Below are 24,212 nucleotides of genomic sequence, written 5' to 3'. Positions count from 1 at the left end.
TTTCTGAAGCTTCAGGCTGAGACAGCAGGCGTTCATAGGGCGTAAACTGGTTTGCATCTACACCGGAGGCCCTTATGAGCGCCCAACTATCCCCCATAGTGTCGGAATTCGAGACTGAAGAGCAGGCAGCCAGCTATGACCGTTGGTTTCGTGCCAAGGTGCAGGCTTCCCTGGATGACCCTCGTCCTAACGTTCCACATGATGATGTGATGGCGGAAATGCGTGCCTTGATCGCTTCGAAGCGCAATCGGAACGATGCGGGTTGAGTGGCGGCCCGAAGCTCGGGCCGAACTCCGTGAGATCCTGAATTACATCGCTGATCGAAATATTGTGGCGGCCGAGAATTTAAACGACGCCATTGAGGCAGCGACCTCAGCTCTTCCTCGACACCCCTGCTTGTATCGGTTTGGTCGTGTGCCTGGCACTCGTGAAATCATCGTGCATCCAAACTATCTGGTGGTTTACCGCATTACAGATTTCATCGAGATAGTCACCGTGCTGCACGCCCGGCAAGAGTATCCCTGATAGCCACTTAAACCAGTGCCCCAGGCTCCAAAGGCAGATCCAGTTTTGCGATAAACCCACCCTCGGGGTGATTCGCCAGCACCAGGCTGCCACCATGCCGTTCCGCCGCCCGCCGGGCAATGGCCAGTCCCAGGCCATGGCCCGGGGCGGTTTGCCCGGGCGCCCGGTAGAAGGGTTCACCCAGTTGTGCCAGATGGTCGGGCTCCACGCCGGGGCCATGGTCGCGCACGCTGATTTCGATGCGCTCACCCTGACGTTGCGCGGTCAGCTCGATGGCCTGGCCCTCGGGATTGAAACGCTGGGCGTTGCGCAGCAGGTTATCCACAGCCCGTTCGATCATGGTCGGCCAGCCCTTGAAGCTCAACGGTGGTTCGCCGTCGAAGTGCACCGGCTGTTCCGGGCAGCCCAGGTTGGCGTCCTTCTGCAAGGTGGTGATCAGCTCGGTGAGGTCGACCTCTTCGGCGCTGGCCTGGTCGGAGTCGACCCGGGCCAGGGTGAGAATCTCGCTGATCAGCGCTTCCAACCGGTCGCATTCGCGGGTCAGGCGTGGCCAGAGTCGTTCGCGCTCCTCGGGACCGGCGCGTTCGGCCAGGGCCAGGGCAATGCGCAGGCGTGCCAGTGGTGAGCGCAATTCGTGGGAGACATCCCGCAGCAATTGGCGCTGGCTGCTGATCAGGCTTTGCAGGCGCGCGCCCATCAGGTTGAAGTCCTTGGCCAGCACACCGAATTCGTCGCGCCGCCCCGCCAGTTTCGCCAGGCTGTTTTGCTGGTAGGTGGTCTGCCCCAGGTCATGCACGGCACCGCGCAGACGGCTCAGGGGGCGGGTGATGGACAAGGTCACCAGCAAACTGAACAAGGTCAGCACCACCAGGGCAATGCCCAAGGCACTGAGGGGGCGTAGCAGGCTTTCGCGGTGCCAGGCGTCCAGTTCCGGGTGGGGAATACGGTAGATCAGCAGGTAGGTTTCGCCGCTTTTCGGGCTGGTGTATTCGACCGTCAGGCGCCGCCAGGGCAGCTTGCGGTCATCGTTGTTCTGGCGTGCTTCAAAGGCCGCGGCCCGACGTGGAAAGGTTCCGCGGACCAGCGGATCGCCGCCTTCGTTGAGCACTTGCACATCAATGTGATAACGCTGCTTGCGCTGTTCCAGAATTGCCTGGGCGGCTTCTTCGCCCTGGCTTTCGTAGGTTTGCGTCCACTCTTCGGCCAGCGTGTTCAACCCCGGATGACGGCTGAGAATCCAGTTGTCCTGGTTGAGGATGTGCATGAGCAGAATCGATAGGCCCGCGACAAGGGCAATGGCCAGCCAGAAGCTGGCCAGGATGCGCCAGAACAGTGATCGCACAGCAAGTCCTCAACCAAACGGTACAAACGAAGAAAGCCCGACGGCGTTGGCCGTCGGGCTGGAGCATAAGCGGATTATTGCGCTTTTTGCGCCTGCTGCGCCTTCCAGGCTTTGAATTCGGTCCATTCGGCACGGCGCTCGGCCTGCTTTTTCTGCATTTCGTCGAAGGTCTTCTGCTGTTCAGGCGTCAGCAGGGCGCGGATCTGGCCTTGGGTCTTCTGGTGAGCGGCATCCAGTTCGCCTTTGAAGGCAGCCTTGTCGGCAGGCGAGAGCTTTTCCAGATACTTGATGGCGATTGCCTTGCGATCATGGCGTTGTTCACCCACCAGTTTGCGGATCTGCTGGCGCTGCTCCTTGGTCAGGTCCAGTTTTTGGAAGCCACCTTTGCCGTGATGCTGGTCGTGACCGTATGCCGGGCCGTCCATCGGGCCACCGTCTTGAGGCATGGCCATGGCCACGGTAGGGAGTGCAGCAGCGAACATCAGGGCGATAAGGGTCTTGCGCATGGTGTTTCTCCTTGTCTCGATTCCGGTCAGTCCGGATGAGTACAGATTAAGGAGTTCAAGGTCAGCGGCGGTCAGGGGAGGGTAAAGCTTGAGTAAAGAGGTTTTTGCCCCGGGTTGACACTTGCCTGACTGGCAATGCCGACCCTTGTAGGAGCTGGCTTGCCAGCGATGAGGTTGAATCCTGCATCGCTCTTGCGTCAGTCATCGCTGGCAAGCCAGCTCCCACAGGGGTTTACAGGCTGTAGTAGTAACCGCGGCTACGCAGGGCGACGATGCGTGGGCGGCCGTCCGGGTGCGGACCGATCTTCTTGCGCAGGTTGCTCACGTGCATGTCCAGGCTGCGATCGTACAAGGTCAACTTGCGGCCCAGGGCGATCTGCGCCAGTTCCTGTTTGTCCAGGGGTTCGCCGGGTTGCTGCAGCAGGGCTTCGAGCAGGCGGCTTTCGGAGACGGTGAGGGTGAAGTCCTGCTGGTCGATGGTGACTACGCCACGCACCGGGCTGAAGCACAGGTCACCCAGCTCCATCTGGCTCGGAGTCGCGGTCGGGTGGCTGCGGCGCAGTACGGCGCGCAGGCGCGCGGTCAGTTCCCGGGGATCGCAGGGTTTGGCCAGGTAGTCATCGGCGCCCAGCTCCAGGCCGAGGATACGGTCCAGGGGTTCGCCACGGGCCGAAAGCATTACGACCGGCAACTCCGGGTGATCGCTGCGCAATTGCTTGAGCAGTTCCAGGCCGCTGCCATCGGGTAGCATCACATCCAGCACCACGGCGGCCGGGGCGCTGTCCGCCAGGGCCTTGCGCGCGCTCTGGCCATCGTGGCAGGCGCGTACCTGGAAGCCTTCCTGGCTCAACCAACTGGTCAGGAGTTCACACAACTCCTGGTCATCGTCTATCAGTAACAGGTCGCTCATGACTCTCTCGATTACGGATCGCTATTGGCCGCTCAATTCAGCCATTGCCGACGTTGTCTACGTCCGCCACTGGCGAAGATACCGCAGAGCAGGGCCACGAGTGCAACTCCCCCGCCAGTGACAAACCATTGCTGCTGATCAGTCAGCAGGCGCGGTCCGGCACTGGCCTGGGCTTCCTTGAGTTGCAGCTTCAGGCGCTGGTTTTCCTGGCGCAGGCGGCTCAACTGGGCACTTTCGCGCTCGGCGTCGGCACTCTGCAATTGTTTGCTCAACTCTTCTCGTTGTCGCTCGCTTTCTTTCAAGCGTTGCTGCAAATCGGTGATCTGGCTACCGGCGCTCAAGGACAGGGGGGTGGAATTACTCGACCCCTGACTCTCTTCGGCGTGGGCGGCGGCCCCTATCGACAAGATGACCACTAGCAGCAACAACGGACCCTGGCGCATCGCAAACTCCTGATTCCAATCGGCATTGGGCAGGTTGTCGGCTGCTGAACGAGAATAATGAGCGATTGGGCCGCGATGAACCCTGAAGGTTCATCGCGAGGGGAGAAATTTATGGCAGGACTTGCTTGAACGGCTTGACCAGCACCTGGGCGTAGACCCCGCCGGCGACGAACGGATCGGCCTCGGCCCAGGCTTGCGCCGCGCTCAGGCTGTCGAACTCGGCGACGATCAGGCTGCCGCTGAAACCGGCGGCGCCCGGGTCGTTGCTGTCCACGGCCGGGTGCGGGCCGGCCAGGACCAGGCGCCCTTGCGCCTGGAGCTGATGCAGCCGTTCCAGATGCGCCGGGCGCACGGCCAGGCGTTTGTCCAGGGAGTTTTCGACGTCGGTGGCGATGATCGCGTAGAGCATGTCAGTCCTCGGTTTTCGGGATGGTCGGGTCGGTGTCGTGCAGGTGGCGGGACAGGTAGATGCCCTGACCGACCAGGAACAGCAGGGTCATGCCCAGGCTGCCGAACACCTTGAAGTCGACCCAGTACTGCTGGAAGGTGAACGCCACGAACAGGTTGGCGCCGCCGCAGAACAGGAAAAACACGATCCAGGCCAGGTTCAGGCGGGTCCAGATCGGCTCGGGCAGGTTCAGGGCGTGGCCCATGATGCGCTTGATCAGCAGGCGATCACCGATGAAGTGGCTGCCGGCAAAGGCCAGGGCGAACAGCCAGTTGACCACCGGGGCTTTCCACTTGAGGAAGGTTTCGCTGTGGAAGGCCAGGGTCAGGCTGCCGAATACCAGGCAGGCGATCAGGGTCAGCCACTGGCTTTTTTCCAGTTTGCGGTGGGTGATGAAGAGGGTGCCGTAGACCACCAGGGAACTGATGATCAGCATGGCCGTGGCGCTGTAGATACCGCCCACGGTCAGGCTGTGGCCGGCGATCTCCATGACCCGCGGTTCGATTTTGTAGACGATGAAGAACAGGAAGAGCGGGATGAAATCGATGAATTGTTTCACAGTGGCAGCCAGAAGCAGGATGTGACGGCATAATAACAAACATCATTGCCAGCGAAAGCGCCGCCTAGAGGTTATTCAATCCCCGTGGAAATCGATCTGCACTGCCATAGCACGGCCTCCGACGGTGCCCTCGCGCCCGCGATCCTGGTCGCCCGTGCGCACGAGAGAGGCGTGCGGGTCCTGGCCCTGACCGATCACGACACCCTCGAAGGCCTGGCCGAAGCCCGTGCGGCGGCGGATGCGTTGGGGATGCGGCTGGTCAACGGCGTCGAATTGTCCTGCACCTGGGGTGGCGCGACCATCCATGTGCTGGGCTATGGCTTCGACGTCGAGGCGCCGGCGCTGGTCGAGGCCATCGCCCGCTTGCACGAGGGCCGCTGGCTGCGTTCCGAGGAAATCAGCCGCAAGCTGGCGCTCAAGGGTATGCCCGGCGCGCTGGAAGGCGCGCGGGCGATCCAGCAGGAACTGGGCGATAGCGGCAATGCCCCGGCGCGTCCGCATTTCGCCGATTTCCTGGTGCGTGCCGGTTTCGTCAAGGACCGTGCCGAAGCCTTTCGCAAGTGGCTCGGCGCGGGCAAACTGGGGGACGTCAAGCTGCACTGGCCGACCCTGGAAGACACCGTCGGCACCCTGCGCGAGTCCGGCGCCTGGGTCAGTCTGGCCCATCCCTGGCACTACGATTTCACCCGCAGCAAGCGCCGCAAGCTGATTGGCGACTATATTCAAGCAGGTGGCCACGCTATCGAAGTGGTCAATGGGCATCAACCCGCCGAGCAGGTAGGCAGTCTGGCGATCCTTGCCCGTGAGTTCGGGCTGCTGGTCAGTGCCGGCAGTGATTTCCATGGTCCTGGAGGCTGGTCCGAGATCGGTGAATACCGCCCGGTTCCTGAAGATCTGCCGCCACTCTGGTGTCGCTTCAAACATGAGCAACTTACTGCCGTCGTCTGAACAGGTAGAAAACGTGAGTCAATTTTTCCAGATTCATCCGGAAAACCCGCAGGCGCGCCTGATCAAACAGGCGGTGGAAATCATTCGCAAGGGCGGGGTGGTGATCTATCCCACCGACTCGTCCTATGCCATCGGTTGCCAGATCGGCGACAAGAATGCGGTCGAGCGGGTGCGCCGTTTGCGGCAGTTGGACGACAAGCACAACTTTGCGCTGATCTGCAGCGATCTGTCGCAGTTGGGGCTGTTCGCCAAGGTCGACACGGGCCTGTTTCGCCTGCTCAAGGCCCATACGCCGGGGCCCTACACCTTTATCCTGAATGCCACCCGGGAAGTCCCGCGGCTGTTGCTGCATCCGAAAAAACGCACCATCGGCCTGCGCATCCCCAGCCATCCGATTGCCCTGGCGCTGCTCGAAGAACTGGGCGAGCCGCTGATGAGCGTCAGCCTGATCATGCCCGGCGAGACCGATCCGATGATTGATCCCTACGAGATCCGCCAGTTGCTCGAACATCAGGTCGACCTGGTGATCGACGGCGGTTTCGGCGGGATCAAGGCCTCGACCGTGATCAACCTGGCGGACGGCGAGCCGGAAGTGATCCGCGTGGGCTGTGGCGATCCCGCGCCGTTCATGGTCGAGGCCTGAATGTCCGCCGTGGAAAACGTCGACAGCCAGGCCGATGCCCAGCAGGAACTGCCGTTCGCCCTGGTCTATGGCCAGGCGGTCACCGAGATGCCGCTGGACCTGTATATCCCGCCGGACGCCCTGGAAGTCTTCCTTGAAGCCTTCGAGGGCCCGCTGGACTTGCTGCTCTACCTGATCCGCAAGCAGAACATCGATATCCTCGACATCCCGGTGGCGGAAATCACCCGCCAGTACATGGGTTATGTCGAGTTGATGAAGTCGGTGCGCCTGGAGCTGGCCGCCGAGTACCTGGTGATGGCGGCGATGCTGGCCGAGATCAAATCGCGGATGCTGTTGCCGCGTTCGGCCGAAATCGAGGCGGAAGAGGACGACCCGCGGGCCGAACTGATCCGTCGCCTGCAGGAATACGAGCGCTTCAAGAGCGCCGCCGAGGGCCTCGACACCTTGCCCCGGGTCGGCCGCGATGTGCTGGTGCCCAAGCTCGATGCCCCCGAGGCCCGGGCGCGCAAGCTGTTGCCGGACGTGAGCCTGGAAGAAGTGTTGATGTCCATGGCCGAGGTCCTGCGCCGTGGCGACCTGTTCGAAAGCCATCAGGTCAGTCGTGAGCAACTGTCGACCCGCGAGCGCATGAGCGATGTACTGGAACGCCTCAAGGGCGGCGGCTTCGTGCCCTTTGTCGAGCTGTTTACCGCCGAGGAAGGACGGCTGGGGGTGGTGGTGACCTTTATGGCGATTCTTGAGCTGGTCAAGGAATCCCTGGTCGAACTGGTGCAGAATGAACCCTTTACGGCGATCCATGTGCGGGCGCGCGCTGAATAACGAGCACAATCCATGAACCTGAGTGAACCCCGCGAGCTGGCCCCGCTGCTTGAAGCCTTTCTGTTGGCCTCGGGAAAGCCGCAATCCCTGGAGCGGCTGTTCGAGCTGTTCGAGGAGGGCGAACGGCCCGAGCCGCCGGTCTTCAAGAAAGCCCTGACGATCCTCGCCAAGTCCTGCGAAGGGCGGGCCTTCGAGCTGCGGGAGGTGGCCTCCGGCTATCGTCTGCAGGTGCGCGAGAAATTCGCTCCCTGGGTCGGGCGGCTCTGGGAAGAACGTCCGCAGCGTTATTCCCGGGCGATGCTCGAGACCCTGGCGCTGATCGCCTATCGTCAACCGATCACCCGGGGTGAGATCGAGGATGTGCGTGGCGTGGCGGTCAACAGCCAGATCGTCAAGACCTTGCTGGAGCGCGAGTGGATTCGGGTCGTCGGTTACCGCGAGGTGCCGGGCAAACCGGCAATGTTCGCCACCACCAAGGCGTTTCTCGATCACTTCAACCTGAAGAACCTCGACGACCTGCCGCCCCTGGCCGAACTGCGGGAGATGGAGCCCGAGCCGCTGTTCGATGTCGAGGATGCGCCGGTGCCCGCGAGCCTGCAGGCCCTGGCCGATGCCAGTCTCGATCCGGAGGGGGCCGAGGCGCCGAAGGAGGAAACCAGCTTCCATACCCTGTTGCTGGAGCTGGACTCCATGGAAGAGGGGATCAAGACCGACTTTGACGATTTGCTGCGTGACGGCGCAATGGTGCCGACGGGCGAGTTGCCGCTGCAGGAATCTGGGCTTGAAAGAGCTGAACCTGTTGAGCCCGCTGTGACAGTCGAGGCCGACGAAGTGCTCGAAGAAGAGCCGGAAACAGTCGAAGAACCCGCAGTGCCAGAAGTACCGGAGCCGGATCTCGTCGGTGCCCAGCAGGCCCGGGAACAATTGCTCGCGGCGGTCGCGGCCCTGGACAAGGCCGCCGGCCGGCCGCAGCTGACCGATGAAGAAGCCGAAGCCCTGGCCCTGGCCGAGGCGATCGAACAGGAACGCCGCTTGCTCGATGATTGATTGCGAGAGTGCATAATGGCCAACATCGGCGTATGATTCGCGCCCCCGCGGCGATCCCTTCGCCCAGGCAACAGATTCAATTTCTTCAGGCCAAGGCCTGAATCGACACACCGGGAGGTGCCCAGATGAGTGATATCAAGCAGAAAGACGACCAGGAAATCGGCCCAGCAGGCGAAAAACTGCAGAAGGTCCTGGCCCGTATCGGCGTCGGCTCGCGCCGCGATGTGGAAGGCTGGATCAGCAAAGGTCGGATCAAGGTCAACGGCAAAGACGCCACCCTCGGCCAGCGCGTCGACATGCATGACGCCATCACCATCGATGGCAAGGTGATCAAGCGCGAAGAGGCGTCCGAATCGGTTCGCCGCGTGATCATGTACAACAAACCCGACGGCGAGATCTGCACCCGTGACGACCCGGAAGGCCGTCCGACCGTGTTCGACAAGCTGCCGCGTCCGAAAGAAGGCCGCTGGATCAATATCGGTCGCCTGGACATCAACACCACCGGTCTGCTGATGTTCACCACCGACGGTGAGCTGGCCAACCGCTTGATGCACCCGTCCTACGAAATGGACCGCGAGTACGCGGTCCGAGTCCGTGGTGAAGTGGACGAAGAGATGATTGCCCGTCTCAAGGCCGGCGTGATGCTCGAAGACGGCCCGGCGAAGTTCACCGATATCCAGGAAGCGCCTGGCGGTGAAGGTTTCAACCACTGGTACCACTGCGTGGTGATGGAAGGTCGTAACCGCGAAGTGCGTCGTCTGTGGGAATCCCAGGGTTTGGTGGTCAGCCGTCTGAAGCGTGTGCGTTTCGGTCCGGTGTTCCTCAACTCCGACCTGCCGATGGGCCGCTGGCGTGAAATGAGCCAGTACGAAGTGGACATCCTCAGTGCCGAGGTCGGCCTGACGCCGGTAGCGATGCCGCAGCTCAATGCCAAGAGCAAGGACAAGCTGGAGCGTATGCAGCGCAAATCCTCTCGTCCGGTGGGCAAGGGCGAGCGTGTGCGGACCCTGCGTCCGGCCGCCGGTGCACCTGCCGAGCGCAGTGAGCGCGAGCCGCGGATCGAAGGCGAGCGTCCAGCCCGCAAGCCGGCTCCTCGTCAGGATGGCGAGCGCGCACCGCGTGCCCCGCGTCCGGCGGCCGGTCGTGGTGAGTCGACCCGTGGTACGCCAGTGGCGGATCGTCCGACGGACAGCAAGCGTCCGGCCAAGCCGGCACCCAAGACCAAGCGTCCAAGCCTGGTCCTGGACAAGGACGCGCCGTCGGGCAAGCGTCGTGGCGCCCCGGCCGGTTCCGGCCAGCGTCCGGGGTTCGGACGGCGCTAACCTGTAGGAGCAGGGCTTGCCCGCGAAGGCGCCCTCAAGGACGCCAAAAGCTTCGCGGGCAAGCCCTGCTCCTACAGGTTCCGTTGCGTTCTCAAGGTCTAACCGGTTACCGTCAAAACGCAAACTGCCCGTCAAACACCGGCTTGTCATCCAGCGCCAGCACGCCGCTGGCAAAGATCAGGTCCAGGTGATGGCTGCCCTTGGCGCCACCGCCCAACCCCAGGTGCAGGCCGCAATGGCGCTCCTCGAAACCCGAGTTGCGCGCATACAGGGCCTTGACCCCCTCATTCGTACCGATCCCCAGTTCCTCGACCCGACGGTTGGATGGATTGGCATTCAGGTACTTGTTGAAATCCGCCTCCAGCCCAGGCACTTCGGTGGCAATGCGGCGGATGGTCGAATCCTCGATCCACAGCGCCAACGGCGACTCCAGCACTCCGTACTTGCGGGCAAAGGGAATGGTGCCGAGAAAGGTCCCGACAAACTTCACGCAACCGTTGATGGCGTCGCTGTGGGTGGCGATCTCCCCCGGGGCCAGGTCGTGGTTGCCCACGCCATTGATATTGGTCCACTTGCGGATACTGCTCAGCGGCGCCTGCAGGTGCGAGCCGTGGCGGTCCTTGAAGCTCAGGGTGGTGGCCCGGGACATGCGGCGGATCAGGCTGTCGTTGAGGTCGGCAATGCGTTGCGGGCTGACACTGAAGGTGTCGTAGAAGTAATCGCCGTAATCCTTGAACAGCAGCGATTTGCGCCATTGCTCGGCCATGACCCCATGCAATGCGTGGAGGAACTCCGGGCCTTGCGGGCGAGGCGGGGAGAGCATCGAGGAGTCGTAGAAAAAGATATACAGGTCGCTGTCGCTGATGGCCTCGATCAGTCTCGGGGCTGGCTCAAGGTCCAGGCGCAACGCGCTGAAGCCGAACTGTCGGCGCTCGGCGTCCTGCTCGATGATGGCCGCGGTGATCTCGCTGTAATCCGGGGTATGGCCGAGCAGGACTTTCGGCTGGTCGAGCCCTTCCAGGGCCGGATGGCGGGCGAGGTAGTAGAGAAAGTGTTCGAGGGCGCGGGTCTTGTCCATGACGTCGTTCCTGGGGCAACAGAGGGTAGGTGCGGTAAACCGCACCCACCTGGAGGCCTTAGAAAGGCCACATCGCAGTGCCAAAGGGCACGACAGCATCGGCTTGCATCATTTCCACGGCCGCGTCGTGGGTCGGGGCTTCAAACCAATCGTCCAGTTGCAGTTCAGTGCTCACGTCCTGATCCGAGACTTGCATGGTGAATCTCCTTGGGAATGTTATTGCTGGACGGTCGAAAAGGCTTTTTGCTAGGAAAATTCCTATGCATAAAAACCGATTCTCCGGCTTGCCGACTGTAGGCTTCGGCAAGTGGCTGAAAACCTAGTGCAGTATCTCGATAGGCGCAAAAAAATATTTTCAAATTTTTTTCAGCCTTGCAGAGCAAAAAAACTTCTTCTGGAAAAACAGCGATTCACCCGCTAAAGCCCGTGCTAAACAGTCTGTCTGTCAATTTTCGAACGGGAGCCGTATACGGCTTTGTTGGCAAGAAAACGTGACACTTTGTCAGGAAAACCTGACGATCTGGACAGTAAAAGCGCCTGAAAACCCGAGGTTCGAATGGGCGTAAGGAATAGTTGCCGAGGGGCTCTGTAGGATTTTTCTTTATGGCGAAAAGGCCCCTTGTCCTCCCGCGCTGGGGGCGGTGAGATGCGCGGATGCCTGCCAGTGGTGGTCTGGCGGTGTACAATGCGCGGCGTTTTACCTGTGACTCAACTGCGTACCCGCGCATTTTTGTGGCTTTCGACGGCGGCCTTGCGATGCTCCGAAAGCCCGTGCACTCAAGGCTACCCGCCTTGTTCACTCCATCGCGTCATAAGCGTGATGGGTTCGATTTCGTCACAGATAAAAACAAACAGGTGACGCATGACCCCTGATACACCCCTTGCTTCGGGCGAGCTTAAACGCGGCCTGAAAAATCGTCATATCCAATTGATCGCCCTCGGTGGCGCCATCGGTACCGGCCTGTTCCTCGGTTCGGCCGGGGTGCTCAAGTCCGCCGGTCCGTCGATGATCCTCGGCTACGCCATCTGCGGTTTTATCGCCTTCATGATCATGCGCCAGTTGGGCGAGATGATCGTCGAGGAGCCGGTCGCCGGTTCGTTCAGCCACTTTGCCCACAAGTACTGGGGCGGTTTCGCCGGCTTTCTGTCGGGCTGGAATTGCTGGATCCTCTACATCCTGGTGGGCATGTCGGAGCTGACCGCCGTCGGCAAGTACATCCACTACTGGTGGCCCGATGTCCCGAGCTGGGTCTCGGCAGCAGCCTTCTTCGTCCTGATCAACGCGATCAACCTGGCCAACGTCAAGGTTTTCGGCGAGGCGGAGTTCTGGTTCGCGATTATCAAGGTGGTGGCGATCGTCGGCATGATTGCCCTGGGCAGCTACCTGCTGGTCAGCGGCCACGGCGGTCCGCAGGCCTCGGTGAGCAACCTGTGGGAACACGGTGGGTTCTTCCCCAATGGCGTCAGCGGCCTGGTGATGGCCATGGCGATCATCATGTTTTCCTTCGGCGGCCTGGAAATGCTCGGTTTCACCGCCGCTGAAGCCGACCAGCCGAAAACCGTGATTCCCAAGGCCATCAACCAGGTCATCTACCGGATCCTGATTTTCTATATCGGCGCCCTGGTGATCCTGCTGTCGCTGACACCCTGGGACAGCCTGCTGAGCACGCTGAACGCTTCCGGCGACTCCTATAGCGGCAGCCCGTTCGTCCAGGTGTTCTCGATGCTGGGTAGCAACACGGCGGCGCATATCCTCAACTTCGTGGTGCTGACGGCGGCGCTGTCGGTTTACAACAGCGGCACCTACTGCAACAGCCGCATGCTGCTGGGCATGGCCGAGCAGGGTGATGCGCCGAAGGCGCTGGCCAAGATCGACAAGCGCGGCGTGCCGGTGCGCTCGATCCTGGCCTCGGCGCTGGTGACCTTCATCGCGGTGGTGATGAACTACCTGATGCCGCAACAGGCCCTGGAATTGCTGATGTCCCTGGTGGTGGCGACCCTGGTGATCAACTGGGCGATGATCAGCTACTCGCACTTCAAGTTCCGCCAGCACATGAATAGCACCCAACAGAGCCCGCTGTTCAAGGCCCTGTGGTACCCCTATGGCAACTATGTGTGCCTGGCGTTTGTGGTGTTCATCCTTGGCGTCATGTTGATGATTCCGGGGATCCAGGTCTCGGTGTACGCGATTCCGGTCTGGGTGGCGTTCATGTGGGTCTGCTACGGCATCAAGAATCGGCGCAGTGCCCAGCAGGCATTGCTGGCGGTGAAGTAGGCTTTTATCCGTTGCAAGCACAAACCCGGCGGCCGCCGGGTTTGTCGTTTCTGCACGGTCGGGACACGGGCGAACCGGCTCGCCGTGGTACAGATCAGGTATCCTGAACGCCCTGATGTCGGACGCTTTTCAAATGCTGGTGATTTCCAACAATGTGCATCTGCCGGATGCCGAGATCGAATGGACGGCCATTCGTGCTCAGGGCGCGGGCGGGCAGAACGTCAACAAGGTCTCCAGCGCGGTGCACCTGCGTTTCGATATTCCGGCTTCGTCCCTGCCGCCGTTCTACAAGGAACGCCTGCTGGCCCTGCGCGACAGTCGCATCACCAGCGAAGGGGTGATCGTGATCAAGGCCCAGCAATATCGGACCCAGGAGCAGAACCGCAGCGATGCCCTGGAACGCCTGGTCGAACTGATCCTCACTGCCACCAAGGTGGAGAAGAAACGCCGCCCGACCAAGCCGACCCTCGGCTCGAAGAAGCGCCGCCTGGAAGGCAAGTCCCAGCGTGGTGCGATAAAGGCCGGGCGCGGCAAGATCGATTTTTAGGCCTTCAGGTTTTTTCCCGCAACGCTCGCTGCTTCGGTGCCTGCCGGTAGAGATAAAGGCTCAGCAGCAACCCGGAAAACGACGCCAGGGCGGCGAACAGGAAGATCGAGGCAAAGCCCAGGCCCGCGGCAATGGCCCCGGCCAAGGGCCCGGTGATGCCCAGCGACAGGTCGATAAACAACGAGTAGGCACCCACCGCCGCGCCGCGACTGGAGGCCGGCACCAGGTTCACCGCCTCCACTCCCAGTGCCGGGAACACCAGCGAGAAACCGAACCCGCTCAATGCCGCCCCCGCCAGTGCCCAATGGGCATCCGGTGCCAGCCACAGCAGCAGCAGCCCCAGGGTTTCCACCGACAGGCAGGCGATCGCCACGCGAAAGCCGCCGAGGCGATTGATCAGGTTGCCGAACAGCAGCCGCGCACCGATAAAACTGGCGCCGAACAGACTCAGGCAGAGCACCGCGTTGGCCCAGTGCTGGGTGGCGTAATACAGGGTGATAAAGGTCGCGATGGTGCCGAAACCGATGGAGCCCAGGGCCAGGCCGGTGCCGTGGGGCAGTACGCGGCCCAGTACATGAAGGAAGGGCAGGCGCTCGCCGGCGACAATCGGTGCTGCCTGTTTCGGCCAGGCCAGCAACAGCCCCAGCGTGGCCAGCAACAGGATGCTCACGCCCATGCTCCACAGGCCCAACTGACCGACCAGCCACACGCCCAGTGGTGCGCCGATGGCCAGCGCGCCATAGCTGGCGATGCCGTTCCAGGAAATCACCTTGGCGGTGTTCGCCGCACCGACCCGGCCGATCCCCCAGCCGATGGACCCGGAGCCCACCAGGCTTTCCGCGCTGCCCAGCACCAGGCGGCCGATAAACAGGCTGATCAGGCTCAGCAACGGCATCGCCTGGAGAACACTCGAGACCAGCATGAACACACCGCTCAGGCCGCAGCCGAGCAGGCCGATCATTACCGCGCGCTTGCTGCCCTGGTTATCGATGATCCGGCTGGCATAGGGACGACTCAACAGGGTCGCCAGGTACTGGACGCTGATCACCAGCCCGGCGATCACCGTGCCGAAGCCCAGGTCACTGTGGACATAGCCGGGCAGCACGGCCAGGGGAATGCCGATGTTCAGGTAACCGATAAAGGTAAACAGGACAATGGAAACGACTTGCAGCGTGACCGCCAGGGGGCGCTGGGTATCAGACATGGACAAGAACCACCGTTGCCGCGGAGAAAAAAGATAGGAGGCTTATGATAACGGTGCGAGGTGGGTTGCAGGGGAGTTAAATCGAAAAAAGCTTGGCGGGCGCCTGTATCCGGTTGCGTGAAAAACACCAGGGAACGGGCTTTTCACGCGACCGGTTGAGCAAGCGTTCAGTCTTCGCTGTCGGCCTTGAGGCTTTCTGCGGCCTCGTTGTTTACCGGCTGCTGGGCAGCGGCTTGTGGCGGGTTTTTCTGCTCAGTCTCGTGCAGGCTTGGGAAGGGGAAGTTGGGTATCTCATGCATCGTCGTCGCTCCTCGCAAGGTCTGTTTTTTAAATCGCTGGGTAGATCCGCGCTTTTAAAAAGCCTGGGCAGGATACAGCAGGGGAAATGACAGAAAGATTTTTTCGCCCCGGCTTCGACAGCCATTCGTCAGGACCGGTACCTTTTCAAACTGGAGTACGAAATCTGTAGGAGCCGGCTTGCCGGCGATGAGGCCGGCAAGTCTTGCATCGATCTTACGGAGGCTATCGCCGGCAAGCCGGCTCCTACAAGGGTCAAGGTGTGACAATGATTTTCCCGATCATCTGTGGATGCAGGGCACAGAAATACTCGTAGGTGCCCGCAGTCTTGAACTCATAGGAAAAGCTGTCATTGGTGTCCAGCGCGCCCGAGCGGAACAGCTTGTGGGTTTCGGCCACCGTATGGGGGATCTGGTCGTCGTTGACCCAGGTCACCTTGGTACCGAGCGCAACGGTCAGGTCCTTGGGCCCGAACATGAATTCCTTGATATCGATCTTCACATCTTGCGCCCACACCGGGATCGAGACCGTCAGGCAAATCAGCGCCAGTCCGTGCAAAAGTCTTTTCATTCGAATGTTCTCCTAAATCAGTGTCGAATCAATCAGTGCCAATGGGTGATCGCCTTGTGTCGCGCGGACATCGGTAATCCCCAGGTAATTGCGTAGCTGATCGGCGGCCACGGTCATCGGCCCCGGTGACGGTGCCGCCCCTGGTGCTGGTTGCGGGTAGGCCGTGCCGCGCGCGGTGTGAAAGGTGATATTGCCTTCGACCTTCTGGATCACCTGATGGATATGGCCGTTGAGCACGGTCACCGAACCGTATTTGCGCAGCAGGGCAATGGCCTGGTCGCCGTCCTCCGTGCCCCAGCCCCAGGGTTGGTAAATGGTCCACAGCGGAATATGGGTAAACACCACGATCGGTGTGCTCGTCGACACCGCCCGCAGGTCATCGGCCAGCCAGGCGATCTGCTCGGCGCCGAGGTTGGCTTCATGGCCGGCCTGGAAGTTGAAGACGTTGACCAGCGCGATGAAATGCACGCCGTGGTCGTCGAAGCTGTACCAGCCGTTGCCCTTGGTGCCCTTGCCGTACCGCTGCAGGTAGAGCTGGCCGCCGCCTTCGTCAAGGGTGTCGTGCTCGCCTGGCACATAGTGAACGGTGGCGGGCAGGGCCTTGAGCAATTGTGCGGCGGTGTCGAATTCCTCCGGCTTGCTGAGGTGGGTGATATCCCCGGTGTGGAGAATCAGCGCCGGCCGCTTGGGCAGGGCGATGACCTTGTCGATGGCCACTTGCAGGGTCTTCACCGGTTCGGGATTGGCCTCCTTGTTGAAACCGATATGCGAATCGCTGATTTGCACGAAGTGAAAGTTCGCGGCCAGCGCGGCCGGGTCGCTGGTCTGGCCATTCTGGTCCAGGGCAAAGGCCCGCGGGATGCCGCCGCTCAGGGCCCAGAGGACCCCGGCGCCGGCCCAGGCCGAGCATTTGAGCAGGGTCCGGCGGTCGGGGTCGAGCGGGCCGTCGGTACGTTTGTCGTGGGGTGTTGGGTGCAGGTCCATGGGAACGCCCTCGCTGGCGGTCTACAGTGATTGAGCTCACATCTGTAAAACCGGGCGGCGCGGGTCTTTATTCCAGGAAATAAAAAAATTCTTTCGGGAATAAAACAGGACCTTTCACCGTTATAGGAACAAAGGTATCGGAGCCACTATGAAGCGATTCGAGGCGCTGTTTGCGCCGCATCTGGATGCGGCCTATAACCTCGCGCGCTGGCTCACCGACAGTGAGAGCGCCGCGCAGGATGTGGTCCAGGAAAGTGCCTTCAGGGCCTTCAAGTTCCAGCACCGTTTTGTCGACGGCAATGCCAAGGCCTGGTTCCTGACCATTGTCCGCAACGAAAGCTACAACTGGCTCAAGGCCTCGATGGGATCGCGTTGGGTGACCCTTGATGAGGAGTGGTTGCAGGACGACCCGGCAATGGCCGATGTGTGCACACCCGAGTCACAGATCATCCGCGCCCAGGCGGCCGAGCAGGTCCGCCTGGCACTGCTGGCGTTGGCGCCGGCGTTTCGCGAAGTGATCGTCCTGAAGGAGTTGGAAGACATGCCCTACAAGGACATAGCGAAAATCGTCGATATCCCCTTGGGCACCGTCATGTCGCGGCTGGCCCGGGCCCGCGCGATGCTCAAGCGCGAACTGCTGAAGTTGCACCCTTATGAATGACCTCGACTGCAAGACCTGTGATGAATTGATCCATGGCTACCTCGACCATGAGCTGGACGCGGCGACCAGGGCGCGGGTGGCCGGGCACCTGGCGGGCTGCGCGGAGTGCGCACGCCGGTATGAGCAGGCCCGTCAATTGATCGACGACGTCAAAAATCGCGCACCCTATTACCGCGCGCCCGAGGCCCTGAACCTGAGCCTGTTGGGCGCTGCCCCAGAGCGATCTTCGGCCATGGCGGGTTTCATGCAGGGGTTGCGGGCGCTATCGGGGCGCTGGTGGGCGCCGGCGTTTTCAACCCTGGCGTTGAGCCTGGCGGTCATGCTCTATGTGGTGACGCCGTCCGCCGAACAACCCTGGCTGGATGAGGCGGTGTCCAGTCATGTGCGTTCGCTGATGGCCGAGCATTTGAACGATGTGGTGTCGTCCGACCGGCATACGGTGAAACCCTGGTTTACCGGCAAGCTCGATTTCGCGCCGCCGGTCTTCGATTATGCGGCGCAGGGTTACCCGTTGTTGGGCGGGCGATTGGATTATCTGCAACACCAGACCGCCGCAGCATTGGCGTATCGGCATGCCAAGCACACCATCAACCTGTTTATCCTGCCGACGGCCGAAGCTGATCGGGCTCGGGAGAGCTTGTCTTTGCGGGGCTACAACGTGGTGTCGTGGCGGCGTGATCACCTGCGTTTCATCCTGGTCTCAGACCTGGAGAAGGGCGAGCTCGAGGGGTTCGGGCAGTTGATCGAGAAGGGTGGGTAAGTGTCTGATCTGATCGTGAGCGCACAACAAAACCTGTAGGGCTTGCTGGCGATTCAGACGCTGCGGTGTCTCAGACAGACCGCGTTATCGTTCATCGCTAGCAAGCTCCTACAGGACCATGTCCAGCCAGCACGTGTCGTTTGTGTCAGTCCTTGCAGACCGCGGCAATCGCCTGCGCCAGCGCATCCAGGCGCGTCGCGTCGATCCCCGCCACGTTGGCCCGGCCGGAGCTGACCATATACACGCTGTGCTCGTCGCGCAGGCGTTTGACCTGGGCCGGTGACAAACCGGTGTAGGAGAACATGCCGCGCTGTACGCCAATATGCGCGAAGCGCTCGGCCAGGCCATGGGGCTGCAGGGCTTCCACCAGGCCGCTGCGCAGTTGCGCAATACGCAAACGCATGGCTTCCACTTCATCGGCCCACAGGCTCTTCAACTCTGGGGTGCCGAGAATGGTGGTGACCACCGCCGCGCCATGATCCGGTGGGTTCGACCACAGGTTACGGGCCACCGCCGCCAGTTGACTGCGCACATCCAGCAGTTTTTCAGCATCGCCGGTGCAGACGATCAGTGCGCCGGTGCGCTCGCGGTACAGGCCGAAATTCTTCGAGCAGGAACTGGTGATCAGCACTTCCGGCAATTCCCGGGCGAACAACCGCGCTGCCCAGGCATCCTGCTCCACGCCATCGCCAAAGCCCTGGTAGGCGAAGTCGATCAGCGGCAGCAGTTCGCGGCGACGGACGATGTCCAGCACCTTGTACCAGTCGTCGTGGGACAGGTCGAAACCGGTCGGGTTGTGGCAGCAGGCGTGCAATAGCACCACATCACCCTGCGGCACCTGCTCCAGGGCGGCGAGCATGCCCTCGACGTTCAGGCGGTTATCGCTGTCGACGTAAGGGTAGTGACCGATCTTCAAACCGGCGGCGGCGAAGATGGTCTCGTGGATCGGCCAGGTCGGATCGCTGAGCCAGATGCCGCGACCCGGCAGGCAGTGGGCGATAAAGTCGGCACTCAGGCGCAAGGCGCCGGTGCCACCCGGGGTCTGGGTCGCGCCGACACGTTGGGCGGCGATCAGCGGCGAGTCCGCACCCATCACCAGCTCGTTGAGCAGGCTGCCAAAGCGCAGGTCGCCGTGGCCACCGATATAGGACTTGGTCCGCTGCTCGTCCACCAGCCGCTGTTCAGCCAGCTTGACCGACCGCAGGATCGGGGTCAGGCCCTGGGCATCCTTGTAGACGCCTACGCCCAGGTCGAACTTGCGAGGATTGGTGTCCTGGGCATAAGCCTCCAGCAACCCGAGGATCGGGTCGCCGGGTACACGCGCGATGGCGTCGAAATGCATTATTTACGGCCCTCGGCGGCGTGGCTGACCTCGTCGGTGCGTGCCGCCATGATGAAATCGTTACGGTGCAGGCCCTTGATCGAATGGCTCCACCAGGTGACGGTGACTTTGCCCCACTCGGTCAGCAGACCCGGGTGATGGCCTTCGGCTTCGGAAATCTCGCCGACGGCATTGGTGAAGGCCAGGGCGAACTTGAAGTTCTTGAACAGGAAGACCTTCTCCAGCTGCATGATGCCGTCCCGCACTTCGATGTTCCAGTCCGGAATCTGTTTGATCAGCAGCGGCAGTTCTTCGTCGCTGACCTGGGGGGCATCGGCGCGGCAGGCTTCGCAGTGGGCTTGGTTCAAGGTGTTCATGATGGATTCCTGAAATCGTTTTTTTATTCAAGGACGCCGTTCGAATACGCTATTCGAAAACGTCGGTTCGAGAAAGACGCACGTAGCGCTCAATGTCGCGGATCAGGCGGCCTTGGGCGGGAATTTCGGGGCGTGCAGACCCAGCTGCATGCCGCGCTCGACCATGCCCATGATGTCTTCGTGGGCCAGGTCGAACAAGCGCTTGAGGTTCGGCAGGACAAAGTACAGCGGTTGCAGGATGTCGATGCGATACGGCGTGCGCATGGCTTCCAGCGGATCGAAGGGCTGATGCTCGGGCTGGTTGGACAGGCTGTACACGGTCTCCTTCGGCGAGGAGAGAATGCCGCCGCCATAAATGCGCCGACCTTGCGGGGTGTCCACCAGGCCGAATTCGATGGTCATCCAGTACAGGCGCGCCAGGTACACCCGTTGCTCCTTGCTGGCTTGCAGGCCGAGCTTGCCGTAGGTGTGGGTGAATTCGGCGAACCAGGGGTTGGTCAGCAGCGGGCAGTGGCCAAAGATCTCGTGGAAAATGTCCGGCTCTTGCAGGTAGTCGAGCTCTTCTTCGGTGCGAATGAAGGTCGCCACCGGAAACTGCTTGTTGGCCAGCAGTTCGAAAAAAGTCTGGAACGGAATCAGCGCCGGCACCCGGGCGACTTGCCAGCCGGTGGTGGCGCCGAGGACCTGGTTGATTTCGCCGAGTTGCGGAATCCGGTCGTGGGGCAGGGCCAGTTTTTCGATGCCGTCGAGGTATTCCTGGCACGCGCGGCCTTCGATCACTTTCAGTTGGCGAGTGATCAGGGTGTTCCACACGGCATGCTCGGCGGCCGGGTAGTCGATAAAACCTTGCGCATCGGGCTCGCGAGCCACGTAGTGCGTCTGCTTCATACCGCTCTCCTGCTGGGGGATTCGTTCTTGTTATGTGCTGCGATGGGCTTAGTGTTAACCCGTTGAGGGGGTGTGCGCATCCAGGGCAAAGCGCGAAGGGGTAGGATGCATGCCGATATTTCGTAAAGAAATCGTTACGAAATGGCGTTTTGCTGCTGCGTAAGGCGTTTTTACGTGGCGATCAAGCGGGTTTTCGTCACATAATCTTTACGACTAACTGCGGCGTACTGAAAAAAGTGCCCGCTCCGCAGGGGCCCATGGGGCCCGGCTATCACCCTTTTCGAGCCTTTCCATGCGTATCAAAGTGCACTGCCAGAACCGCATCGGCATTCTTCGCGACATTCTCAATCTGTTGGTGGACTACGGCATCAACGTCGCCCGTGGCGAAGTCGGCGGTGATCAGGGCAATGCCATCTACCTGCACTGCCCGAATCTGATCAACCTGCAGTTCCAGGCCCTGCGGCCGAAGTTCGAAACCATCGCCGGGGTTTTCGGCGTCAAACGCGTCGGCCTGATGCCCAGCGAGCGTCGGCATATGGAGCTCAACGCCTTGCTCGGGGCCCTGGAGTTTCCGGTGCTGTCCATCGACATGGGCGGCTCGATTGTCGCGGCCAACCGCGCGGCGGCGCAGTTGCTCGGGGTCAGGGTTGACGAGGTGCCGGGCATCCCGCTGGCGCGTTATGCACCGGATTTCGACCTGCCGGAGTTGGTGCGCGCCAACCAGTCGCGGATCAATGGCCTGCGGGTCAAGATCAAGGGTGACGTTTTCCTGGCGGATATCGCGCCTTTGCAGTCTGAACACGATGACAGCGAGGCGATGGCCGGCGCGGTGCTGACCTTGCATCGCGCCGACCAGGTCGGCGAGCGCATCTACAACGTGCGCAAGCAGGAGTTGCGCGGCTTTGACAGTATTTTCCAGAGCTCGAAAGTCATGGCCGCGGTGGTTCGCGAGGCCCGGCGCATGGCACCGCTGGATGCACCGCTGCTGATTGAAGGCGAGACCGGGACCGGCAAGGAATTGCTGGCGCGGGCCTGCCACCTGGCCAGCCCGCGGGGACAGGCGCCGTTGATGGCCCTCAACTGCGCCGGCTTGCCGGAGTCCATGGCTGAAACCGAGCTGTTCGGCTACGGTCCCGGCGCGTTCGAGGGCGCGCGGGCCGAGGGCAAGCTCGGGCTGCTGGAACTGACCGCCGGCGGCACCTTGTTCCTCGACGGGGTGGGGGAGATGAGTCCGCGCCTGCAGGTCAAGTTATTGCGCTTTCTCCAGGATGGCGGGTTCCGTCGGGTCGGCAGCGACGAGGAGGTGTACCTGGATGTGCGGGTGATCTGCGCGACCCAGGTCGACCTCTCGGAGCTGTGTTCGCGGGGTGAGTTTCGCCAGGACCTCTATCACCGTCTCAACGTGTTGTCCCTGCATATCCCGCCCCTGCGTGAGTGCCTGGACGGGCTGACCCCGTTGGTGGAGCATTTTCTCGACCAGGCCAGTCGGCAGATCGGTTGCCCCTTGCCAAAGCTGGCGCCGGCGGCGATGGATCGTCTTGCGCACTATCACTGGCCGGGCAATGTCCGGCAGTTGGAGAACGTGCTGTTCCAGGCGGTTTCCCTCTGCGAGGGCGGGGTGGTCAAGGCCGAGCATATCCGGTTGCCGGACTATGGCGTGCGCCAACCCCTGGGGGATTTTTCCCTGGAGGGCGGGTTGGACGAGATTGTCGGGCGGTTCGAGCGGGCGGTGCTGGAGCGCCTGTACTCGGAGCATCCGAGCAGTCGCTTGCTGGGCAAGCGGCTGGGGGTTTCCCATACCACCATTGCCAACAAGCTGAAGGAATATGAGGTCGTCAAGGGCGGGCAGTAACCAGGCCTCCCGCCCCTGGCTCGATCAGATGTGGAAGTAGCCCACGCACGAGTCGAACGGCAGGCGCTTGAGTTCGATCTTGTTCATGTCGAAGACTTCGCGCAGGGCCTTGGTTTCACCCGGGAAGTTGCGATAGGCAACCTCGTCGAGCACCACGATGGCGCCTTTGGGCATGTACGGCAGGAAGGTTTCCAGGGCAACCTTGGTCGGCTCGTAGAGGTCGGTATCGAGGATCAGCATGGCCACCACCAGGTCCGGACGGGACTTGACGAATTCCGGCACGGTCTTGCAGATATCGCCCTTGACCAGTTCGCAGCGTGGGATGCGGTTGACCGGACGCAGCAGGTCGTTGGCATCGATCATGTCCTGGATCAGCGACTGGTCGGTGTCGGAGAACATGTTCTCGTTGATGTCGGCCGGGTCTTCATCCTTGTTGATGCTGGTGAAGCCTTCGAAGGTGTCGAAGCCGACGATCGAACGGTTGATCGCGTACGGCTCGAGGATCATCGACAGGTGCATGTAGAGCATCAGCGAGTTGCCCTTGTACACGCCGCATTCGATGATCGCGCCCGGCACGTCCATGACCTTCTTGAACAGCTCCATGCGCGACAGGGCGGCGGTCACGTTGATGCGGTTGGCGAACACGAACGGCGCGTCGGCCACGTATTCGGCATCGACCCGCTTGAGCACGCCGGCACGGGTTTCGTTGTATTGAGCCTCGGCAGGCGTAATGCGGCGCTTGGTCATTGATAGATTCCTTGGAAATTCGAGAAGTCGTGGGCGTGGAAGTAGTCTTTGAAGCCGGCCCCGACATCCGGGCAGGCGCTGTCGACGTTGGGGGCGCCGCGCTTGTGTTGCAGGTCGTCCAGGTGCATCAGGCGGAAGTCCACGCTGAAGCGGGTCTGTTCGGTGTAATTGGGTACGGTGCCATGCAAATGTGAACCGGAGAAGATCAGCATCTCACCGGTGTTGCCGGCAATGCGGACTTCCGACGACGTATCGATGTCGGCCAGGGGCACCGGGTGCACGCGCACTTCCTCGGTCAGGTTTTCCTTGGCCTTGTGCCGCTGGTTGTTGATCCAGTCGTTCAGGCTCCAGTCCTTCGAGGTGTTGAGCACCGGCTTTTCGAAGTAGCCGGCGTTGATCATCATGGTCTGGTTCGGGGCGATGGTGTAGACCGGCATCCAGGTGTTGATCTGGCAATCGACGCTGCCGTACCAGGTGTCGCGATGGGGCTTGTAGGCGTAGCTGACGCCGGCGTGCAGGTAGTTGTAGTTGGGCACGACGCGCAGGCGCGGCACATCGAAGATGTACTCGCGCGGGTCGATGCCGACTTCATGGATGAACGCCAGGATCAGGTCCTTGACGCGCTGGCTGTTGGTGAACTGGCCCTTGAGGCGGGTAACCCGGCTGACGAATTCCTCGACCGGCATCATCGTGTGCAGGGACTGGTGATCGGTCTCGCCGTCAAAGGCCAGGGTGATGCTTTCCTTGGCAAAACCACAGAGCTCCTTGGCGGTCGCCAACTGGGTGTCCAGGAAGATGGCGCCTGAATAGATCTCTTCCTTGAAGTCGGCTTTTTTCTGTAGTTGGTTGATGTACAGGTTCACGTCAGCCCTCCTGAATACTGTGGCTAATTCTGAATGTCGGCAGTCACGGGGCAAACTTGACGTTGGTTGCCGTCTGCCGGGTTGGCTTGCAAGGTCTATTCCAGGGTGGTTTTCTGGCGCCCGCCGCACGAGGAGAAACGACCGATACTTGCCGCCAGCGGCATAACCGCGCCGTTTTTTCGCCTGCCCTCAAGACCTTGAAAGCCAGCCAAAGGTACTCAAGCCCCGTCACGAGGGCTTGTCCTGCGTCAAGAAAAAAGTTGGTTCGGAAATTGC

29 protein-coding genes are annotated in these 24,212 nt (G+C 61.5%); 12 read left to right on the top strand and 17 right to left on the bottom strand.

The genetic code is table 11. The features are described 5' to 3' along the window. Window positions 1-74: 74 nt before the first annotated feature. Window positions 75-266, top strand: coding sequence for an antitoxin (locus M5C01_RS09980; RefSeq protein WP_103496505.1), 192 nt, complete (start codon window positions 75-77; stop codon window positions 264-266). Further along, window positions 256-525, top strand: coding sequence for a type II toxin-antitoxin system RelE/ParE family toxin (locus M5C01_RS09975; protein ID WP_152738397.1), 270 nt, complete (start codon window positions 256-258; stop codon window positions 523-525). The genes M5C01_RS09980 and M5C01_RS09975 overlap by 11 nt, the downstream gene beginning before the upstream one ends. Before the next feature lie 7 nt (window positions 526-532). On the opposite strand, the gene M5C01_RS09970 is transcribed toward M5C01_RS09975, so the two are convergent. The 6 genes from M5C01_RS09970 to M5C01_RS09945 all read right to left on the bottom strand — a co-directional run bounded on the left by M5C01_RS09970 (window position 533) and on the right by M5C01_RS09945 (window position 4,733). After that, window positions 533-1,867, bottom strand: coding sequence for a HAMP domain-containing sensor histidine kinase (locus tag M5C01_RS09970; RefSeq protein ID WP_177100064.1), 1,335 nt, complete (start codon window positions 1,865-1,867; stop codon window positions 533-535). A 74-nt stretch (window positions 1,868-1,941) separates the two neighbouring features. Continuing rightward, a complete protein-coding gene (locus M5C01_RS09965) occupies window positions 1,942-2,373 on the bottom strand; it encodes a Spy/CpxP family protein refolding chaperone (protein WP_103496508.1) in 432 nt (143 codons plus the stop codon). A gap of 232 nt (window positions 2,374-2,605) precedes the next feature. Then, window positions 2,606-3,283, bottom strand: coding sequence for a response regulator transcription factor (locus M5C01_RS09960; RefSeq protein ID WP_103496509.1), 678 nt, complete (start codon window positions 3,281-3,283; stop codon window positions 2,606-2,608). Between the two features lie 32 nt (window positions 3,284-3,315). After that, window positions 3,316-3,726, bottom strand: coding sequence for a translation initiation factor 2 (locus M5C01_RS09955; protein WP_152738399.1), 411 nt, complete (start codon window positions 3,724-3,726; stop codon window positions 3,316-3,318). A 109-nt stretch (window positions 3,727-3,835) separates the two neighbouring features. Then, entirely contained in the window at window positions 3,836-4,135 is a 300-nt protein-coding gene (locus M5C01_RS09950; protein WP_152738403.1) for a YciI family protein, read from the bottom strand. Between the two features lies 1 nt (window position 4,136). Continuing rightward, on the bottom strand, window positions 4,137-4,733 hold the full coding sequence (locus M5C01_RS09945; protein ID WP_103496512.1) for a septation protein A: 597 nt from the start codon (window positions 4,731-4,733) through the stop codon (window positions 4,137-4,139). Between the two features lie 84 nt (window positions 4,734-4,817). On the opposite strand from M5C01_RS09945, the gene M5C01_RS09940 reads away from it, so the two are divergent. From M5C01_RS09940 to rluB, 5 genes are all read left to right on the top strand, one after another. Continuing rightward, the gene (locus tag M5C01_RS09940) at window positions 4,818-5,681 is read left to right on the top strand and encodes a PHP domain-containing protein (RefSeq protein ID WP_178129816.1); all 864 of its coding nucleotides are present in this window, start codon (window positions 4,818-4,820) and stop codon (window positions 5,679-5,681) included. A gap of 13 nt (window positions 5,682-5,694) precedes the next feature. Next, window positions 5,695-6,324, top strand: a complete 630-nt coding sequence (locus M5C01_RS09935) for an L-threonylcarbamoyladenylate synthase (protein ID WP_103496514.1) — start codon at window positions 5,695-5,697, stop codon at window positions 6,322-6,324. Between the two features lie 120 nt (window positions 6,325-6,444). Then, on the top strand, window positions 6,445-7,143 hold the full coding sequence (locus tag M5C01_RS09930; protein ID WP_177093350.1) for a ScpA family protein: 699 nt from the start codon (window positions 6,445-6,447) through the stop codon (window positions 7,141-7,143). A gap of 12 nt (window positions 7,144-7,155) precedes the next feature. Beyond that, on the top strand, window positions 7,156-8,190 hold the full coding sequence (gene scpB / locus M5C01_RS09925; RefSeq protein ID WP_152738417.1) for an SMC-Scp complex subunit ScpB: 1,035 nt from the start codon (window positions 7,156-7,158) through the stop codon (window positions 8,188-8,190). 125 nt (window positions 8,191-8,315) lie between these two features. Then, window positions 8,316-9,512, top strand: a complete 1,197-nt coding sequence (gene rluB / locus M5C01_RS09920) for a 23S rRNA pseudouridine(2605) synthase RluB (RefSeq protein WP_152738420.1) — start codon at window positions 8,316-8,318, stop codon at window positions 9,510-9,512. Window positions 9,513-9,624: 112 nt separating this feature from the next. On the opposite strand, the gene M5C01_RS09915 is transcribed toward rluB, so the two are convergent. After that, window positions 9,625-10,590, bottom strand: coding sequence for a leucyl aminopeptidase (locus M5C01_RS09915; protein WP_152738423.1), 966 nt, complete (start codon window positions 10,588-10,590; stop codon window positions 9,625-9,627). A gap of 58 nt (window positions 10,591-10,648) precedes the next feature. Beyond that, window positions 10,649-10,786 (bottom strand): hypothetical protein, encoded by a 138-nt coding sequence (locus M5C01_RS09910; RefSeq protein ID WP_177100072.1) that lies wholly within the window; start codon window positions 10,784-10,786, stop codon window positions 10,649-10,651. Between the two features lie 666 nt (window positions 10,787-11,452). Here M5C01_RS09910 and M5C01_RS09905 point away from each other — a divergent pair. Further along, window positions 11,453-12,865 carry an amino acid permease gene (locus tag M5C01_RS09905; protein ID WP_152738426.1) on the top strand — a complete coding sequence of 471 codons (1,413 nt, stop codon included), beginning with the start codon at window positions 11,453-11,455 and terminating at the stop codon, window positions 12,863-12,865. Window positions 12,866-12,998: 133 nt separating this feature from the next. Continuing rightward, window positions 12,999-13,412: an alternative ribosome rescue aminoacyl-tRNA hydrolase ArfB gene (gene arfB, locus M5C01_RS09900; protein ID WP_152738606.1), complete on the top strand. Its 414-nt coding sequence runs from the start codon at window positions 12,999-13,001 to the stop codon at window positions 13,410-13,412. A gap of 4 nt (window positions 13,413-13,416) precedes the next feature. Here the strand turns inward: arfB and M5C01_RS09895 are convergent, their stop codons facing one another. The 4 genes from M5C01_RS09895 to M5C01_RS09885 all read right to left on the bottom strand — a co-directional run bounded on the left by M5C01_RS09895 (window position 13,417) and on the right by M5C01_RS09885 (window position 16,467). Further along, a complete protein-coding gene (locus M5C01_RS09895; protein ID WP_103496521.1) occupies window positions 13,417-14,616 on the bottom strand; it encodes an MFS transporter in 1,200 nt (399 codons plus the stop codon). Window positions 14,617-14,783: 167 nt separating this feature from the next. Then, the gene (locus tag M5C01_RS32860) at window positions 14,784-14,915 is read right to left on the bottom strand and encodes a hypothetical protein (protein ID WP_255916937.1); all 132 of its coding nucleotides are present in this window, start codon (window positions 14,913-14,915) and stop codon (window positions 14,784-14,786) included. Between the two features lie 253 nt (window positions 14,916-15,168). Beyond that, a complete protein-coding gene (locus M5C01_RS09890; protein WP_103496522.1) occupies window positions 15,169-15,483 on the bottom strand; it encodes a cupredoxin family copper-binding protein in 315 nt (104 codons plus the stop codon). Window positions 15,484-15,495: 12 nt separating this feature from the next. Next, window positions 15,496-16,467 carry a metallophosphoesterase gene (locus M5C01_RS09885; RefSeq protein WP_152738432.1) on the bottom strand — a complete coding sequence of 324 codons (972 nt, stop codon included), beginning with the start codon at window positions 16,465-16,467 and terminating at the stop codon, window positions 15,496-15,498. Window positions 16,468-16,615: 148 nt separating this feature from the next. On the opposite strand from M5C01_RS09885, the gene M5C01_RS09880 reads away from it, so the two are divergent. Both M5C01_RS09880 and M5C01_RS09875 read left to right on the top strand, forming a co-directional pair. Further along, window positions 16,616-17,128, top strand: coding sequence for a sigma-70 family RNA polymerase sigma factor (locus M5C01_RS09880; protein ID WP_103496524.1), 513 nt, complete (start codon window positions 16,616-16,618; stop codon window positions 17,126-17,128). Next, window positions 17,121-17,888 (top strand): anti-sigma factor, encoded by a 768-nt coding sequence (locus tag M5C01_RS09875; protein WP_152738435.1) that lies wholly within the window; start codon window positions 17,121-17,123, stop codon window positions 17,886-17,888. The genes M5C01_RS09880 and M5C01_RS09875 overlap by 8 nt, the downstream gene beginning before the upstream one ends. 145 nt (window positions 17,889-18,033) lie before the next feature. On the opposite strand, the gene M5C01_RS09870 is transcribed toward M5C01_RS09875, so the two are convergent. The 3 genes from M5C01_RS09870 to phhA form a co-directional block, all read right to left on the bottom strand. Beyond that, on the bottom strand, window positions 18,034-19,233 hold the full coding sequence (locus tag M5C01_RS09870; protein ID WP_178129822.1) for an amino acid aminotransferase: 1,200 nt from the start codon (window positions 19,231-19,233) through the stop codon (window positions 18,034-18,036). Next, on the bottom strand, window positions 19,230-19,586 hold the full coding sequence (locus tag M5C01_RS09865; protein ID WP_100938979.1) for a 4a-hydroxytetrahydrobiopterin dehydratase: 357 nt from the start codon (window positions 19,584-19,586) through the stop codon (window positions 19,230-19,232). The genes M5C01_RS09870 and M5C01_RS09865 overlap by 4 nt, the downstream gene beginning before the upstream one ends. Window positions 19,587-19,688: 102 nt before the next feature. Further along, on the bottom strand, window positions 19,689-20,474 hold the full coding sequence (phhA, locus tag M5C01_RS09860) for a phenylalanine 4-monooxygenase (RefSeq protein WP_152738441.1): 786 nt from the start codon (window positions 20,472-20,474) through the stop codon (window positions 19,689-19,691). Between the two features lie 292 nt (window positions 20,475-20,766). Here phhA and M5C01_RS09855 point away from each other — a divergent pair, with 292 nt between their 5' ends. Further along, window positions 20,767-22,326: a sigma-54-dependent transcriptional regulator gene (locus tag M5C01_RS09855; RefSeq protein ID WP_103496528.1), complete on the top strand. Its 1,560-nt coding sequence runs from the start codon at window positions 20,767-20,769 to the stop codon at window positions 22,324-22,326. 24 nt (window positions 22,327-22,350) lie between these two features. Here the strand turns inward: M5C01_RS09855 and M5C01_RS09850 are convergent, their stop codons facing one another. Both M5C01_RS09850 and M5C01_RS09845 read right to left on the bottom strand, forming a co-directional pair. Further along, window positions 22,351-23,073 carry a TylF/MycF/NovP-related O-methyltransferase gene (locus M5C01_RS09850; protein WP_100938982.1) on the bottom strand — a complete coding sequence of 241 codons (723 nt, stop codon included), beginning with the start codon at window positions 23,071-23,073 and terminating at the stop codon, window positions 22,351-22,353. Further along, window positions 23,070-23,936, bottom strand: a complete 867-nt coding sequence (locus M5C01_RS09845) for a hypothetical protein (RefSeq protein ID WP_103496529.1) — start codon at window positions 23,934-23,936, stop codon at window positions 23,070-23,072. Before M5C01_RS09845 ends, M5C01_RS09850 begins: the two co-directional genes overlap by 4 nt. Window positions 23,937-24,212: the final 276 nt, after the last annotated feature.

The sequence above is a fragment of the Pseudomonas sp. MWU12-2319 genome, from assembly GCF_023242525.1.
Lineage (GTDB): Bacteria > Pseudomonadota > Gammaproteobacteria > Pseudomonadales > Pseudomonadaceae > Aquipseudomonas > Aquipseudomonas gingeri_D.
This window is presented reverse-complemented; position numbering and strand designations above follow the sequence as displayed.